This window comes from Pseudomonas sp. CFBP 13719, from assembly GCF_014842095.1.
Lineage (GTDB): Bacteria > Pseudomonadota > Gammaproteobacteria > Pseudomonadales > Pseudomonadaceae > Aquipseudomonas.
In genome coordinates this window covers 65,542-79,944 of sequence record NZ_JACYVB010000008.1, presented here as the reverse complement: position 1 = coordinate 79,944, position 14,403 = coordinate 65,542, and the positions used below count along the sequence as shown (strand labels likewise).

Below are 14,403 nucleotides of genomic sequence, written 5' to 3'. Positions count from 1 at the left end.
CTGCATGCTGGAAATCTCCAACGCCGTCCATCTGCCCGACGCCGAAATCGAACTCAGCGCCATCCGCGCGCAAGGCGCGGGTGGGCAGAACGTCAACAAGGTTTCCAGCGCGATGCATCTGCGCTTCGACATCGGCGCTTCGTCGCTGCCGCCGTTCTACAAGGAGCGTCTGCTGGCGCTGCGCGACAGCCGGATCACCGGCGATGGCGTCATCGTCATCAAGGCGCAGCAGTTTCGCACCCAGGAGCAGAACCGCGCCGACGCCCTGCAGCGCCTGCGCGAGTTGATCCTGCTGGACACCAAGGTGGAGAAGAAGCGACGGCCGACCAAGCCCACGTTGGGTTCCAAGACTCGCCGCCTGGAAGGCAAGACCAAGCGCGGGGCGATCAAGGCCGGGCGTGGCAAGATCGACTTCTGAGTCATCCCGCTGTAGATCATCCAGCCGTAGATCATGCCGTTCCAGATCACGCCGTTCTAGACCAGCTTGTCTTCCGGCGGTGCCAGGCTGGCTGCCTGCCTGTATAGATAGAAGGTCAAGCCCAGGCCGGCGCACGCAGCCACGGCGGCGAACAGAAAGATCGCACTGAAACCGTAGCCTGCGGCGATGGCGCCCGCCACCGGCCCGGTGATGCCCAGCGACATGTCGATGAACAGCGAATAGGCCCCCACGGCCGCACCGCGGCTCGACGCTGGCACCAGGTTGACCGCTTCGACGCCGAGCGCCGGGAATACCAGGGAAAAACCGAAACCGGTCAGCGCCGCGCCAGCCATGGCCAGTTCCTGGCTGGGCGCCAACCACAGCAGCAGCAAGCCCAGGGTCTCCACGCTCAGACAGACGATCGCCACGCGAAAGCCGCCCAGACGGTTGATCAGGTTGCCGAACAAGAGCCGGGCAAGGATAAAGCTGCCACCGAACAGGCTCAGGCACAGCGCAGCGTTGTCCCAGGCATTGCTGGCGTAGTAGAGGGTAATGAAGGTGGCGATGGTACCGAAGCCGATACCGCCCAGGGCCAGCCCGGTACCGTGGGGCAGCACGCGGCCCAGCACGTGCAGAAACGGCAGGCGCTCGCCGGCCACGACTGGCGCGGGCAACTTGTTCCAGGCCAGGGTGATGCCCAGGCCTGCAAGCACGATGATGCTTGCGCCCATGCTCCACAGGCCCAGGTGCTTGACCATCAGCACGCCCAGTGGCGCACCGATGGCCAGCGCGCCGTAGCTGGCAATGCCGTTCCAGGAAATGACCTTGGCGGTGTTCGCCGCCCCGACGCGACCGATTCCCCAGCCAATGGAACCGGAGCCCACCAGGCTTTCTGCCGATCCGAGCAACACTCGACCCACCAGCAGGCTGGCCAGGCTCAGTGCCGGCCAGCTTTGCAACCAGCCGGCCAGCAGCATGAACAACCCGCTGATGCCGCAGCCGACCAGGCCGTAGATGACTGCCTTCTTGCTGCCCAGGTTGTCGATGATCTTGCTCGCCTGGGGGCGGCTGAGCAAGGTGGCCAGGTACTGAACGCTGATGACCAGCCCGGCGATGACCGCGCCGTAGCCCAGGTCGCTGTGGACGAAGCCCGGCAATACCGCCAGCGGGATGCCGATGCTCAGGTAGCCGATGAAGGTGAACAGGACGATGGAGACGACTTGCAGCGTGACCGTCATGGAGCGCTGGGCGTGAGGCATGGGCAGATCCGTCGCGGAAGCAGGTGATGGGCGCAGATACAGGCAGGCTGGCTGGGTGTCCGGCGCACACGAGAAATAAAGACAGGCTTACGTGACGCTCATGATAGAGGCACGAGGCACAAAAAGAGAGATCGGGATGGGTGGTGCTTGCTCATGCGGGTGCTGGCGGGGTCACTCGGGTGCGGGCCAGCAGCGGGGCCGCAGCCCCGACGCCGGTAGGTGTTCAGCTGTTCGAGCAGCCATTGCCCATGACCTGATATTCCATGATGTGCCGCTTGCCCTGCGAGTCTTCGTAGGTCAGGCGCGCCGGAACCACCGCGCAGACGTTGGGAATCGCCGAAGTCGAGATCACGTGAGCAATATCGGGGTGCTGCGAATACTCATAAGGTTCCACCGTGGTTTTTTCGGTGGCAGCCGTGGTGGTTTCATCGGCCAGGGCCATGCCGCTCGCGCCGATCAGCGCCAGAATCAAAAAAGCTTTCATGTCGGTTTTCCTGTTTTGCAGTCGTCAGGGTGCACGCGGCCCTTGTGAGGTCACGTGTGAAACTTGAGAGTGGGAAAGTTGCGATCGACAGGCCTTCGTGGGGGGATGCAGTCTTCGTCGATCGCAGTGCCGTTGCTGGCGAAATCGATTCTAGGCGTGGGTGCCCGAGGTAAACAGAGCCGGTTCGGATAAACAGTTTTATTCGAATCTGCACTAATCCCGCGGGCCTGGGCGTGCATCGTTACAAGCAGCGGTACTACCATCGTCGAATGGCTGCACAGGCCAGATACCCTTAAAACAGGTGTATAAAACAACAACTACTCAACCGAGGTATCAAAGATGAGTGCGGCTTCCCTGTATCCCGTTCGTCCAGAGGTGGCGGCGTCCACGCTGACCGATGAGGCGACCTACAAGGCCATGTACCAGCAGTCCGTGGTCAACCCGGACGGTTTCTGGCGCGAACAGGCGCAGCGCCTCGATTGGATAAAGCCCTTCACCAAGGTCAAGCAGACCTCGTTCGACGACCACCATGTCGACATCAAATGGTTCGCCGACGGTACCCTCAACGTTTCCTACAACTGCCTGGACCGTCACCTGGCCGAGCGTGGCGATCAAGTCGCGATCATCTGGGAAGGCGACGACCCTTCCGAAAGCCGTCACATCACCTACCGCGAGCTGCACGCCGAGGTGTGCAAGTTCGCCAACGCCCTGCGCGGCCAGGATGTGCACCGCGGCGACGTGGTGACCCTGTACATGCCGATGATTCCCGAGGCAGTGGTGGCGATGCTCGCCTGTACCCGCATCGGCGCGGTGCATTCCGTGGTGTTCGGTGGCTTCTCGCCCGAGGCGCTGGCGGGGCGCATCATCGACTGTCAGTCCAAGGTAGTAATCACGGCTGACGAAGGGCTGCGTGGTGGCCGCAAGACCCCGCTCAAGGCCAATGTCGACCGCGCCCTGACCAACCCTGAAACCAGCAGCGTGCAGAAGGTCATCGTGTGCAAGCGCACCGGTGGCGAGATCGAGTGGAACCGTCATCGCGACATCTGGTACCACTCGCTGCTGGAGGTGGCCTCGAGCACCTGCGCGCCGAAGGAAATGGGCGCCGAGGAAGCGCTGTTCATCCTCTATACCTCCGGTTCGACCGGCAAGCCCAAGGGCGTGCTGCACACCACCGGCGGTTACCTGGTGTACGCCGCACTGACCCATGAGCGAGTGTTCGACTACAAGCCGGGCGATGTCTACTGGTGCACGGCGGACGTGGGTTGGATCACCGGCCACAGCTACATCGTCTATGGCCCGCTGGCCAATGGCGCCACCACCTTGCTGTTCGAAGGCGTGCCCAATTACCCGGACATCACTCGGGTGTCGAAGATCATCGACAAGCACAAGGTCAATATCCTCTACACGGCCCCCACGGCCATCCGCGCGATGATGGCCGAGGGCACCAAGGCCGTCGAGGGTGCCGATGGTTCGAGCCTGCGCCTGTTGGGTTCGGTCGGCGAGCCTATCAATCCCGAGGCCTGGAACTGGTACTACAACACGGTCGGCAAGCAGAACTGCCCGATCGTCGACACCTGGTGGCAGACCGAAACCGGCGGCATCCTGATCAGTCCGCTGCCGGGTGCGATCGGCCTCAAACCTGGTTCGGCGACCAAGCCGTTCTTCGGCGTGGTGCCGGCGCTGGTGGACAACCTGGGCAACCTGATCGACGGCGCCGCCGAGGGCAACCTGGTGATCCTCGATTCGTGGCCAGGCCAGTCGCGCACCCTCTACGGCGACCATGACCGTTTCGTCGATACCTATTTCAAGACCTTTCGCGGGATGTACTTCACCGGCGACGGCGCGCGTCGCGACGAAGACGGCTACTACTGGATCACGGGCCGAGTCGATGACGTGCTCAACGTTTCCGGGCACCGCATGGGCACGGCCGAGATCGAAAGCGCGATGGTTGCCCATCCCAAGGTGGCCGAAGCCGCCGTGGTGGGTGTTCCCCACGACCTCAAGGGGCAGGGCATCTACGTCTATGTCACGCTCAATGGCGGCGAGCAGACCAGCGAGGAACTGCGCCTGGAGCTCAAGAACTGGGTGCGCAAGGAGATCGGCCCCATCGCCTCGCCCGATGTGATCCAGTGGGCGCCGGGGCTGCCCAAGACGCGCTCGGGCAAGATCATGCGGCGCATCCTGCGCAAGATCGCCACGTCTGAATACGACGCCCTGGGCGACATCTCTACACTGGCCGATCCTGGGGTGGTGCAGCAGCTGATCGATACCCACAAGGAAATGCACCGCGCTTCGGCCTGAGTTGACGCGAAGAGGCCCATAAGGCTGGCCAGGCAACGCTGGCGTTACTGCGGTAACGCCAGTGTTGCGCCGGTTGCCACCCAAGGCCCCATCGCCCGTCACACGCATCATCTCCCGCAACCCCAAGCTTGCCGTCCGCAAAGGCTTTGCCAATAATGGGCGCGCTAATTGCTTCATGGACAGGTTGCGCGTCTTTTTGCTCATCCACAATCGGCATGAGCTGTCAATGCCTGGGTCTTGGCGTCTCGGTGGTTCTGTAACTACTTGTCGCATTGAAGAAATATCGACTGGCACAGTGCCGTTAAAATGCGCTCACTCGCCGAACCCTGTGGCGTCGCCCGTTAAGCCTTACTTTTCGCATTCTGGGCCTGCGCTCACTTTGCCCATACTGCCCATTTTCGCTGGAGCTCACCCAATGAAGAAACTTGCACTGTTTGGCGCATTGGCACTGTCCGTGCTGTCGGCGGCATCGTTCGCCGATGAAAAGCCGCTGAAGATCGGTATCGAAGCCGCTTACCCACCGTTCGCTTCCAAGGCGCCGGATGGCAGCATCGTCGGTTTCGACTACGACATCGGCAACGCGCTGTGCGCCGAGATGAAGGTCAAGTGCACGTGGGTCGAGCAGGAATTCGACGGCCTCATTCCCGCCCTCAAGGTGCGCAAGATCGACGCCATTCTGTCGTCGATGTCGATTACCGACGACCGCAAGAAATCCGTCGATTTCACCAACAAGTACTACGCCACTCCGGCGCGTCTGGTCATGAAGTCCGGCACCCAGGTGAGCGACTCCATGGCCGAGCTCAAGGGCAAGAAGATCGGCGTGCAGCGTGGCACCATCCATGACCGTTATGCCACCGAAGTGCTCAAGCCGCTGGGCGTCGAAGTGATGCCGTACGGCTCGCAGAACGAGATCTATCTGGACGTGGCGGCCGGTCGACTGGACGGCACGCTGGCCGATGCCACCCTGTTGCAGGACGGTTTCCTCAACACCGACGCCGGCAAGGGCTATGCATTCGTCGGCCCGTCGGTCAACGATCCGAAGTACTTCGGCGACGGTATCGGCATCGCCGTGCGCAAGGGCGACAAGGCCAACGTGGAGCGTATCAACGCAGCCATCGAAGGCATTCGCGCCAATGGCGAATACAAGAAGATCCAGGACAAGTACTTCGATTTCGACATCTACGGCAAATAAGCCGGCAGGCGTCACCTGACTGATGGTGCAAACGGCGGGGAACCGCGGTCTGCACCATTTTTCATTCTCCGGGCGAGGATCTCTACATGTTGAAAGGCTACGGGGCCGTCATTCTCGATGGCGCTTGGCTGACGCTGCAGCTCGCCTTGTCGTCCATGGCGCTGGCCATCGTGCTGGGTCTGTTCGGCGTGGCACTGCGCCTGTCGCCGGTACGCTGGCTGGCCTGGCTGGGGGATCTCTACGCCACGGTGATTCGTGGCATACCCGATCTGGTGTTGATCCTGCTGATCTTCTACGGCGGCCAGGACATCCTCAACCGCGTGGCGCCATTGGTGGGTTACGACGACTACATCGACCTCAATCCGCTGCTGGCCGGTATCTTCACCCTGGGTTTCATCTTCGGTGCCTACCTGTCGGAAACCTTTCGCGGGGCGTTCATGGCCATTCCCAAAGGACAGGCCGAAGCCGGCATGGCCTATGGCATGAGCAGCCTGCAGGTGTTCTTCCGGGTGCTGGTGCCGCAGATGATTCGCCTGGCGATTCCCGGCGTCACCAACAACTGGCTGGTGCTGACCAAGGCCACGGCCTTGATTTCGGTGGTCGGCCTGCAGGACATGATGTTCAAGGCCAAGCAGGCGGCGGACGCCACTCGCGAGCCGTTCACCTTCTTCCTTGCGGTGGCGGCGATGTACCTGGTCATCACCAGTGTGTCGCTGCTGTTGCTGCGCGCCATTGAAAAACGCTACTCGGTGGGCATCAAGGCGGCCGAACTATGATCTTCGATTACAACGTGGTCTGGGACAGCTTGCCGCTGTACATGAGCGGCATGCTGGAAACCTTGAAACTGCTGGCCATCTCGCTGCTGTTCGGCCTGCTGGCGGCGCTGCCGCTGGGTTTGATGCGGGTGTCCCGGCAGCCGCTGGTCAACGGCATCGCGTGGCTCTATACCTACGTGATCCGTGGCACGCCGATGCTGGTACAGCTGTTTCTGATCTATTACGGTCTGGCCCAGTTCGAGGCCGTGCGCAACAGTGTGCTCTGGCCATGGTTGTCGAGCGCCACGTTCTGCGCCTGCCTGGCGTTTGCCATCAATACCAGTGCCTACACTGCCGAGATCATCGCCGGCAGCCTGCGTGCCACGCCACCGGGCGAGATCGAAGCGGCCAAGGCCATGGGCATGTCCAGGGCCGGGATGTACCGGCGCATCCTGCTGCCCTCGGCACTGCGTCGAGCACTGCCGCAGTACAGCAACGAAGTGATCATGATGCTGCAGACCACCAGCCTGGCTTCGATCGTGACCCTGATCGACATCACCGGCGCAGCACGTACGGTGAACGCCCAGTATTACCTGCCATTCGAAGCCTACATCACGGCGGGTGTGTGCTACCTGTGCCTGACGTTCATTCTGGTGCGCCTGTTCAAGCTGGCCGAGCGCCGCTGGCTGGCCTACCTGGCACCGCGCAGGCACTGAACGCGTGCAGCAAAAACCTTTTCGCCACGGGCCGCTGGCCCGTGACTGACCGATTTGCGAGACCCCCGATCATGTACAAACTTCAAGTTCAGGACCTGCACAAGCGCTATGGCTCGCACGAGGTACTCAAGGGTGTCTCGCTGGCGGCGAAGGCGGGCGATGTGATCAGCATCATCGGCTCCAGCGGATCGGGCAAGAGCACGTTCCTGCGTTGCATCAACCTGCTCGAACAGCCCCACGCGGGCAAGATCCTGCTCAACGACGAAGAACTCAAGCTGGTTGCCGGCAAGGATGGGGCGCTCAAGGCGGCCGATCCCAAGCAGCTGCAGCGCTTGCGTTCGCGCCTGTCGATGGTGTTCCAGCACTTCAACCTGTGGTCGCACATGACAGCGCTGGAAAACGTCATCGAAGCGCCCGTGCACGTTCTGGGCGTATCGAAAAAGCAAGCGCTGGAAAAAGCCGAGTACTATCTGGCCAAGGTCGGCGTCTCCCATCGCAAGGATGCCTATCCGGGGCACATGTCCGGCGGCGAGCAGCAGCGTGTGGCCATTGCCCGCGCGTTGGCGGTGGAACCTGAGGTGATGTTGTTCGACGAGCCGACTTCGGCGCTCGACCCGGAACTGGTCGGTGACGTGCTCAAGGTGATGCAGGCGCTGGCTCAGGAAGGGCGCACCATGGTCGTCGTGACCCACGAGATGGGTTTCGCCCGTGAGGTGTCGAACCAGCTGGTGTTCCTGCACAAGGGCCTGGTCGAAGAGACCGGCGATCCGCGCGAGGTGCTGGCCAATCCGCGTTCCGAGCGGTTGCAGCAGTTTTTATCCGGCAGCCTCAAGTGATCCTTGCTTGAAACATCTGCCGGGTGTTTCGTACGCACCGGTCGAGCATGCCTGGCTTGGCGCAGTGCCATTTCCCATTCGGTTTTTGATACTTAAGGTTTCGGTCCGCATCAGATGACAGCCCAACGAATCGGTTTCCTCTATTGGCCCAGCACGCGAGCCCTGACCTTGGCGCTGGCCGAAGAGGCCCTGCGAGTGGCGCAGAAGGTGCACCCGGACGTGACCTACGAGTTGCTTTTTCTGCAGGCCGAGCCGCCGGTTCCGGGCGGGTGGCAGTTGCCGGGCGAGGCGTGGAACGGTCGCCTGGAAGGGTGCCAGAAGCTCTTTCTGCTGGCTGACGAGCCTCCGTCGGCATTGGCGCCGGCGCTGGCCACGGCGCTCAAGCAGACGGTACGGGCGGGATGCCTGGTGGGCGGGCTGTCGGCGGGGGTGTATCCGCTGGCGCAGTTGGGGCTGCTCGACGGCTACCGCGCGGCCGTGCACTGGCGCTGGCAGGACGATTTCGCCGAGCGCTTCCCCAAGGTCATCGCCACCAGCCACCTGTTCGATTGGGACCGCGACCGCATGACGGCATGCGGGGGCTTGTCGGTGCTCGACCTGCTGCTGGCGGTGCTGGCCCGCGATCACGGCGCCGAACTGGCCGGGGCGGTATCCGAAGAGCTGGTGGTGGAGCGTATCCGCGAGGGCGGCGAGCGCCAGCGCATTCCGTTGCAGAATCGCCTGGGGTCCAGCCATCCGAAGCTGACCCAGGCGGTGTTGTTGATGGAAGCCAATATCGAAGAGCCGCTGACTACCGACGAGATCGCCCAGCATGTGTGTGTTTCGCGGCGCCAGCTGGAGCGCATCTTCAAGCAGTACCTGAACCGCGTACCCAGCCAGTACTACCTCGAGTTGCGCCTGAACAAGGCGCGCCAGATGCTGATGCAGACCAGCAAGTCGATCATCCAGATCGGCCTGTCGTGCGGGTTTTCCTCGGGCCCGCATTTTTCCAGCGCGTACCGCAATTTCTTCGGCGCCACCCCCCGCGAGGATCGCAACCAGCGTCGCAGCAGCAGCCCGTTCGAATTGTCTTCGGTGCCCGCCGAACGAGGTTGACCCTCGCTCCGGGATGCGCCGTGCCAGGTGAAGCGCGGTGTGGCTTTCGCGGCCACTGACCGCTCCTACGGGAGTGCGCGCAGAACCCTTGTGGGAGCGGGCTCTGCCCGCGAAGCAGGCGGCGCGGTGTGCCTGGTGAAGCGCGGTGTGGCTTTCGCGGCCACGGACCGCTCCTACGGGAGTGTGCGCAGAACCCTTGTGGGAGCGGGCTCTGCCCGCGAAGGGCGCGCTGCGGTCTATCTGACTGAACCGGATGGCGAGCGCCTTTCTATCCCTATATGTCGCATTCGCGACAACCCCCGTAGAATGGCGGTTTGGCGCTGTAACAAGTTGTCGCATGGCGGCAATGCCGCGCGTGCACCAGTCCTTACAATTCCCTATCGCTCGGCCATTCTGCGCTGAGCGTTCCTTGACAGGAGACTCCGATGTCCGTTGAGCAAGCCCCCGTGCAACGTGCCGATTTCGACCAGGTAATGGTGCCCAACTATGCACCGGCCGCTTTCATTCCCGTGCGCGGTGCAGGTTCCCGGGTGTGGGACCAGGCTGGTCGCGAGCTCATCGATTTCTCCGGTGGCATCGCCGTCAATGTGCTGGGTCACGCGCACCCGGCATTGGTAGGCGCGCTCACCGAGCAGGCCAACAAGCTGTGGCACGTGTCCAACGTCTTCACCAACGAGCCCACCCTGCGCCTGGCCAGGAAGCTGGTCGACGCCACCTTTGCCGACCGGGTGTTCTTCTGCAACTCCGGCGCCGAAGCCAACGAGGCCGCATTCAAGCTGGCCCGGCGTGTGGCGCACGACAACTACGGTCCCGAGAAATACGAGATCGTTTCGGCCCTCAACAGCTTCCACGGCCGCACGCTGTTCACTGTCAGCGTGGGCGGCCAGCCGAAGTACTCCGACGGTTTCGGTCCGAAGATCACCGGCATTCGCCACGTCCCCTACAACGACCTCGAAGCGCTGAAAGCGGCCGTGTCCGACAAGACCTGCGCCGTGGTGCTGGAGCCGGTCCAGGGCGAAGGCGGCGTGGTGCCGGCCGATCCGGCCTACCTGCAAGGCGCCCGCGCGCTGTGCGACCAGTTCAACGCCCTGCTGGTGTTCGACGAAGTGCAAAGCGGCATGGGCCGCAGCGGCGAGCTGTTCAGCTACATGAACTACGGCGTGACCCCGGACATCCTCTCCAGCGCCAAGAGCCTGGGTGGCGGCTTTCCGATCGGTGCGATGCTGACCACCGATGCCCTGGCCAAACACTTCGCGGTCGGCGTACATGGCACCACGTATGGCGGCAACCCCTTGGCCTGCGCCGTGGCCGAGGCGGTGCTCGACGTGGTCAACACGCCCGAGGTACGAGCCGGCGTCAAGGCGCGGCACCAGCGCTTCAAGACGCGCCTGGAGCAGATCGGCCAGCGCTACGGCGTGTTCAGTGAAGTCCGTGGCCTGGGCCTGCTGATCGGTTGTGCCTTGAGCGACGCCTGGAAAGGCCGTGCCAAGGACTTCTTCAATGCAGCCGAACGGCACGACCTGATGATTCTGCAGGCCGGCCCGGACGTGGTGCGTTTCGCCCCGAGCCTGGTCATCGACGAGGCCGACATCGACGAAGGCCTGGACCGCTTCGAACGCGCCGTGGCGCACCTGACCCAGGCCTGAACGGCCCGTTCGCGGCGTTGGCTCCAAGCCTGCGCCGCCTCTGCAATCGACCCGCTGCAATCGACAAGGAGTGGCACCATGCTGGTAATGCGCCCTGCGCAAATGGCTGACCTGGCCGAGGTTCAGCGGCTGGCTGCCGACAGCCCCATCGGTGTCACGTCCCTGCCCGACGATGCGGGCCGGTTGAGCGACAAGATCGCCAAGTCCGAGGCGTCCTTTGCCGCCGAAGTAAGCTTCAACGGTGAGGAGAGCTATTTCTTCGTGCTTGAAGACCTGAGCACTCAACGCCTGGTCGGCTGTTCGGCAATCGTCGCGTCTGCGGGTTACTCCGAACCCTTCTACAGCTTTCGCAACGAGACCTTCGTGCACGCCTCGCGCGAACTGAAGATCCACAACAAGATTCACGTGCTTTCGCAGTGCCATGACCTGACCGGCAACAGCCTGTTGACCAGCTTCTACGTAGTGCCCGAACTGGTCGGCAGTATCTGGGCCGAGCTCAACTCGCGCGCACGCCTGCTGTTCATGGCCAACCACCCGGAGCGCTTTGCCGATTCGGTGGTGACCGAGATCGTCGGCTACAGCGACGAACACGGCGACTCACCTTTCTGGGACGCGATCGGCCGCAACTTCTTCGATCTCAACTATGCCGAGGCCGAACGGCTGTGCGGCATCAAGAGCCGGACGTTTCTCGCCGAACTGATGCCGCACTACCCGATCTATGTGCCATTGCTGCCCGACCAGGCGCAAGAGGCCATGGGCCAGGTACACCCGCGCGCGCAGGTGACGTTCGACATTTTGATGCGCGAAGGCTTCGAAACCGATCACTACATCGACATCTTCGACGGTGGGCCGACCCTGCATGCACGGGTATCGGGCATTCGCTCGATCGCCCACAGCCGTGTGGTGCCGGTCAAGCTTGTCGCCGGCTCGGATGAGCGCGGCGGCCCTGGCCGCCCGTACCTGGTTTCCAATGGCCTGCTGCAGGACTACCGCGCGGTGCTGCTGGAGCTTGACTGGGTACCCGGCAAGCCGGTCGGGCTGGACCTGGCCACCGCCGAGGCGCTGGGTGTGGGCGAGGGCGCCAGCGTGCGTCTGGTTGCAGTTTGATACCTGGTTGAACAGGCCGAGTTCTGCAGGTACCACGCGGTACCTGCTCGAGGAGAAAGCATGATCGTTCGTCCCGTACGCAGCAGTGACCTGCCGGCGCTGATCGAGTTGGCCCGCAGCACCGGCCCCGGCCTGACCACCTTGCCCGCCAACGAAGAACGGCTGGCGCACCGGGTCGGCTGGGCCGAGAAGACCTTTCGCGGCGAAGCCGGGCGCGGCGATGCCGATTACCTGTTCGTACTCGAGGACGATGACGGCACGGTCGTGGGCATTTCCGCCATTGCCGGTGCCGTGGGCCAGCGCGAACCCTGGTACAACTACCGGGTGGGCCTGACCGTGAGCGCCTCGCAGGAGTTGAACATCTATCGCGAGATTCCCACGCTGTTCCTGGCCAACGACCTGACCGGCAATTCGGAGCTGTGCTCGCTGTTCCTGCGCGAAGGGCACCGCAAGGGCTTGAACGGGCGCTTGCTGGCCAAGGCGCGGCTGCTGTTCATCGCTCAGTTTCCGCACCTGTTCGGGCGCAAGGTGATCGCCGAGATGCGCGGCATTTCCGATGCCGACGGACGCTCGCCGTTCTGGGAAAGCCTCGGCCGGCATTTCTTCAAGATGGAATTCAGCCAGGCCGATTACTTGACCGGTGTCGGCAACCGCGCCTTCATCGCTGAATTGATGCCCAAGTTCCCGCTCTACAGCTGCTTCCTGTCCCCGGCTGCGCGCGAGGTCATCGGCAAGGTCCACCCCGATACCGAGCCTGCCCTGGCGATGCTCAAGGCCGAAGGCTTCAGCTACCAGGGCTACGTCGACATCTTCGACGCCGGCCCGGCGGTGGAATGCGAGACCAGCAAGATTCGCGCGGTCCACGACAGCAAGAGCCTGGTCCTGGCCATCGGCACCCCCGGCGACGATGCCCCACCGTTTCTGATCTACAACCGCGAACGCGAAGAGTGCCGCATCACTGCGGCGCCGGCGCGCTTCGCCTCCGGCACACTGGTGGTCGATCCCTTGACTGCCCGACGTCTGCAACTGAGCGCGGGTGACCAGGTGCGCGCGGTACCCATGACCCCGCCAGCACGGGAGGTACTCTGATGAATACGCTATACATCGATGGTCAGTGGCTGCCGGGCGAAGGCGAACAGCTGACGTCCCTCAATCCGGTGGGTCAGGCCGTGGTCTGGCAGGGATGCTGCGCCAGCGCCGAGCAGGTGGACAAAGCCGTTCTGGCGGCGCGGCATGCCTTCGTGGATTGGGCGAGCCAGCCGCTGTCGGCGCGCATCACCGTGCTGCACGCGTTCGCCGATCGGCTCAAGGCCTGCGCCGACGAACTGGCGCAGTGCATTGGCGAAGAAACCGGCAAGCCATTGTGGGAGGCGGCCACCGAAGTGACCAGCATGGTCAACAAGGTCGCTATCTCGATTCAGAGTCACGCCGAGCGCACCGGTGAGAAGAGCGCACCCTTGGCCGATGCCACGGCGGCCCTGCGGCACAAGCCCCACGGCGTGGTGGCGGTGTTCGGTCCGTACAACTTTCCCGGACACCTGCCCAACGGCCATATCGTGCCTGCACTGCTGGCGGGCAATTGCGTGCTGTTCAAGCCCAGCGAGCTGACCCCCAAGGTTGCGGAGTTGACCGTGCGCTGCTGGGCCGAAGCCGGGTTACCCGCAGGCGTGCTCAACCTGCTGCAGGGCGGCCGCGACACTGGCATGGCACTGGCCGCCAATGCCGGGCTCGACGGGTTGTTCTTCACCGGATCCAGCGCCACTGGCAACCTGCTGCACCAACAATTCGGCGGCCAGCCGGGCAAGATCCTCGCGCTCGAGATGGGCGGCAACAACCCTCTGGTGGTCGAGCAGGTGCAGGACCTCGATGCGGCGGTCTATACCATCATTCAGTCGGCATTCATTTCTGCCGGTCAACGCTGCACCTGCGCGCGGCGCCTGCTGGTACCCGTCGGCGAGTGGGGGGACCGTCTGCTCGAACGTCTGGTGCAGGTGTGTGCCACCCTCGAGGTTGGCGAATACGACCGCACCCCAGCGCCTTTCATGGGCTCGGTGATCTCCCTGCCCGCGGCGCAGGCGCTGCTCCAGGCCCAGCAACAGCTGCTGGACAACGGTGCCGTCAGCCTGTTGAGCATGACCCAGCCCAGGGCCGATGCTGCCTTGCTCACGCCGGGCATTCTCGACGTCACCGGCGCCCACGGGCGTCGCGACGAGGAGCTGTTCGGCCCGTTGCTGCAAGTGGTGCGCTACGTCGATTTCGAAGCGGCCATCGCCGAGGCCAATGCCACTCAGTACGGCCTGGCTGCCGGACTGCTGTCGGACTCGGAAGCGCGTTACCGCGAATTCTGGTTGCGCAGCCGAGCGGGCATCGTCAACTGGAACAAGCAACTGACCGGCGCTGCCAGCAGCGCACCGTTCGGCGGCGTCGGCGCGTCCGGCAACCACCGCGCCAGTGCCTACTACGCCGCCGACTATTGCGCCTATCCGGTGGCCTCGCTGGAAACCCCCACACTCGGTTTGCCCGCGACCCTGAGTCCGGGCATCACGCTGTAGGCGGTCGTTGCACCCTTGCGTACAAGAACAGATCCACGGAGC

Annotated in this window: 13 protein-coding genes; 11 read left to right on the top strand and 2 right to left on the bottom strand. The window is 63.4% G+C overall.

Annotated elements, in window-relative coordinates:
- The first annotated feature begins 4 nt into the window (after positions 1–4).
- Positions 5–418 carry an alternative ribosome rescue aminoacyl-tRNA hydrolase ArfB gene (gene arfB / locus IFT57_RS21640; protein WP_192152627.1) on the top strand — a complete coding sequence of 138 codons (414 nt, stop codon included), beginning with the start codon at positions 5–7 and terminating at the stop codon, positions 416–418.
- Positions 419–474: 56 nt separating this feature from the next.
- Here the strand turns inward: arfB and IFT57_RS21635 are convergent, their stop codons facing one another.
- Together IFT57_RS21635 and IFT57_RS21630 are read right to left on the bottom strand one after the other, a co-directional pair.
- Entirely contained in the window at positions 475–1,677 is a 1,203-nt protein-coding gene (locus tag IFT57_RS21635; protein ID WP_192152626.1) for an MFS transporter, read from the bottom strand.
- A 223-nt stretch (positions 1,678–1,900) separates the two neighbouring features.
- Entirely contained in the window at positions 1,901–2,161 is a 261-nt protein-coding gene (locus tag IFT57_RS21630) for a DUF2790 domain-containing protein (RefSeq protein WP_122476393.1), read from the bottom strand.
- A gap of 339 nt (positions 2,162–2,500) precedes the next feature.
- Here IFT57_RS21630 and acs point away from each other — a divergent pair, with 339 nt between their 5' ends.
- The 10 genes from acs to astD all read left to right on the top strand — a co-directional run bounded on the left by acs (position 2,501) and on the right by astD (position 14,361).
- On the top strand, positions 2,501–4,462 hold the full coding sequence (gene acs / locus IFT57_RS21625; protein WP_122795023.1) for an acetate--CoA ligase: 1,962 nt from the start codon (positions 2,501–2,503) through the stop codon (positions 4,460–4,462).
- A gap of 415 nt (positions 4,463–4,877) precedes the next feature.
- Positions 4,878–5,654, top strand: a complete 777-nt coding sequence (locus tag IFT57_RS21620; RefSeq protein ID WP_192152625.1) for an ABC transporter substrate-binding protein — start codon at positions 4,878–4,880, stop codon at positions 5,652–5,654.
- Positions 5,655–5,740: 86 nt separating this feature from the next.
- Complete coding sequence (locus IFT57_RS21615) at positions 5,741–6,430, top strand: ABC transporter permease (RefSeq protein ID WP_122476387.1); 690 nt, start codon at positions 5,741–5,743, stop codon at positions 6,428–6,430.
- Positions 6,427–7,125 carry an ABC transporter permease gene (locus tag IFT57_RS21610; protein ID WP_192047675.1) on the top strand — a complete coding sequence of 233 codons (699 nt, stop codon included), beginning with the start codon at positions 6,427–6,429 and terminating at the stop codon, positions 7,123–7,125. Before IFT57_RS21615 ends, IFT57_RS21610 begins: the two co-directional genes overlap by 4 nt.
- Positions 7,126–7,196: 71 nt before the next feature.
- Positions 7,197–7,961: an ABC transporter ATP-binding protein gene (locus IFT57_RS21605; RefSeq protein WP_122476383.1), complete on the top strand. Its 765-nt coding sequence runs from the start codon at positions 7,197–7,199 to the stop codon at positions 7,959–7,961.
- 114 nt (positions 7,962–8,075) lie between these two features.
- The gene (gene argR, locus IFT57_RS21600) at positions 8,076–9,056 is read left to right on the top strand and encodes a transcriptional regulator ArgR (RefSeq protein WP_122713940.1); all 981 of its coding nucleotides are present in this window, start codon (positions 8,076–8,078) and stop codon (positions 9,054–9,056) included.
- Positions 9,057–9,481: 425 nt separating this feature from the next.
- Positions 9,482–10,702, top strand: a complete 1,221-nt coding sequence (locus IFT57_RS21595) for an aspartate aminotransferase family protein (protein WP_192152624.1) — start codon at positions 9,482–9,484, stop codon at positions 10,700–10,702.
- Positions 10,703–10,780: 78 nt separating this feature from the next.
- On the top strand, positions 10,781–11,809 hold the full coding sequence (aruF, locus tag IFT57_RS21590; protein WP_122713938.1) for an arginine/ornithine succinyltransferase subunit alpha: 1,029 nt from the start codon (positions 10,781–10,783) through the stop codon (positions 11,807–11,809).
- Positions 11,810–11,869: 60 nt separating this feature from the next.
- Positions 11,870–12,898, top strand: a complete 1,029-nt coding sequence (gene astA, locus IFT57_RS21585) for an arginine N-succinyltransferase (protein ID WP_192152623.1) — start codon at positions 11,870–11,872, stop codon at positions 12,896–12,898.
- On the top strand, positions 12,895–14,361 hold the full coding sequence (astD, locus tag IFT57_RS21580; RefSeq protein ID WP_192152715.1) for a succinylglutamate-semialdehyde dehydrogenase: 1,467 nt from the start codon (positions 12,895–12,897) through the stop codon (positions 14,359–14,361). Before astA ends, astD begins: the two co-directional genes overlap by 4 nt.
- The last annotated feature ends 42 nt before the right edge of the window (positions 14,362–14,403 follow it).

What these genes read in the sequence shown, in the direction of transcription:
- IFT57_RS21610 (WP_192047675.1), top strand. Translation starts at nt 6,427, where the DNA reads ATGATCTTCGATTACAACGTGGTCTGGGACAGCTTGCCGCTGTACATG.
- IFT57_RS21630 (WP_122476393.1), bottom strand. Translation starts at nt 2,161, where the DNA reads ATGAAAGCTTTTTTGATTCTGGCGCTGATCGGCGCGAGCGGCATGGCC.
- IFT57_RS21615 (WP_122476387.1), top strand. Translation starts at nt 5,741, where the DNA reads ATGTTGAAAGGCTACGGGGCCGTCATTCTCGATGGCGCTTGGCTGACG.
- astA (WP_192152623.1), top strand. Translation starts at nt 11,870, where the DNA reads ATGATCGTTCGTCCCGTACGCAGCAGTGACCTGCCGGCGCTGATCGAG.
- arfB (WP_192152627.1), top strand. Translation starts at nt 5, where the DNA reads ATGCTGGAAATCTCCAACGCCGTCCATCTGCCCGACGCCGAAATCGAA.
- IFT57_RS21605 (WP_122476383.1), top strand. Translation starts at nt 7,197, where the DNA reads ATGTACAAACTTCAAGTTCAGGACCTGCACAAGCGCTATGGCTCGCAC.
- argR (WP_122713940.1), top strand. Translation starts at nt 8,076, where the DNA reads ATGACAGCCCAACGAATCGGTTTCCTCTATTGGCCCAGCACGCGAGCC.
- IFT57_RS21595 (WP_192152624.1), top strand. Translation starts at nt 9,482, where the DNA reads ATGTCCGTTGAGCAAGCCCCCGTGCAACGTGCCGATTTCGACCAGGTA.
- aruF (WP_122713938.1), top strand. Translation starts at nt 10,781, where the DNA reads ATGCTGGTAATGCGCCCTGCGCAAATGGCTGACCTGGCCGAGGTTCAG.
- acs (WP_122795023.1), top strand. Translation starts at nt 2,501, where the DNA reads ATGAGTGCGGCTTCCCTGTATCCCGTTCGTCCAGAGGTGGCGGCGTCC.
- IFT57_RS21620 (WP_192152625.1), top strand. Translation starts at nt 4,878, where the DNA reads ATGAAGAAACTTGCACTGTTTGGCGCATTGGCACTGTCCGTGCTGTCG.
- IFT57_RS21635 (WP_192152626.1), bottom strand. Translation starts at nt 1,677, where the DNA reads ATGCCTCACGCCCAGCGCTCCATGACGGTCACGCTGCAAGTCGTCTCC.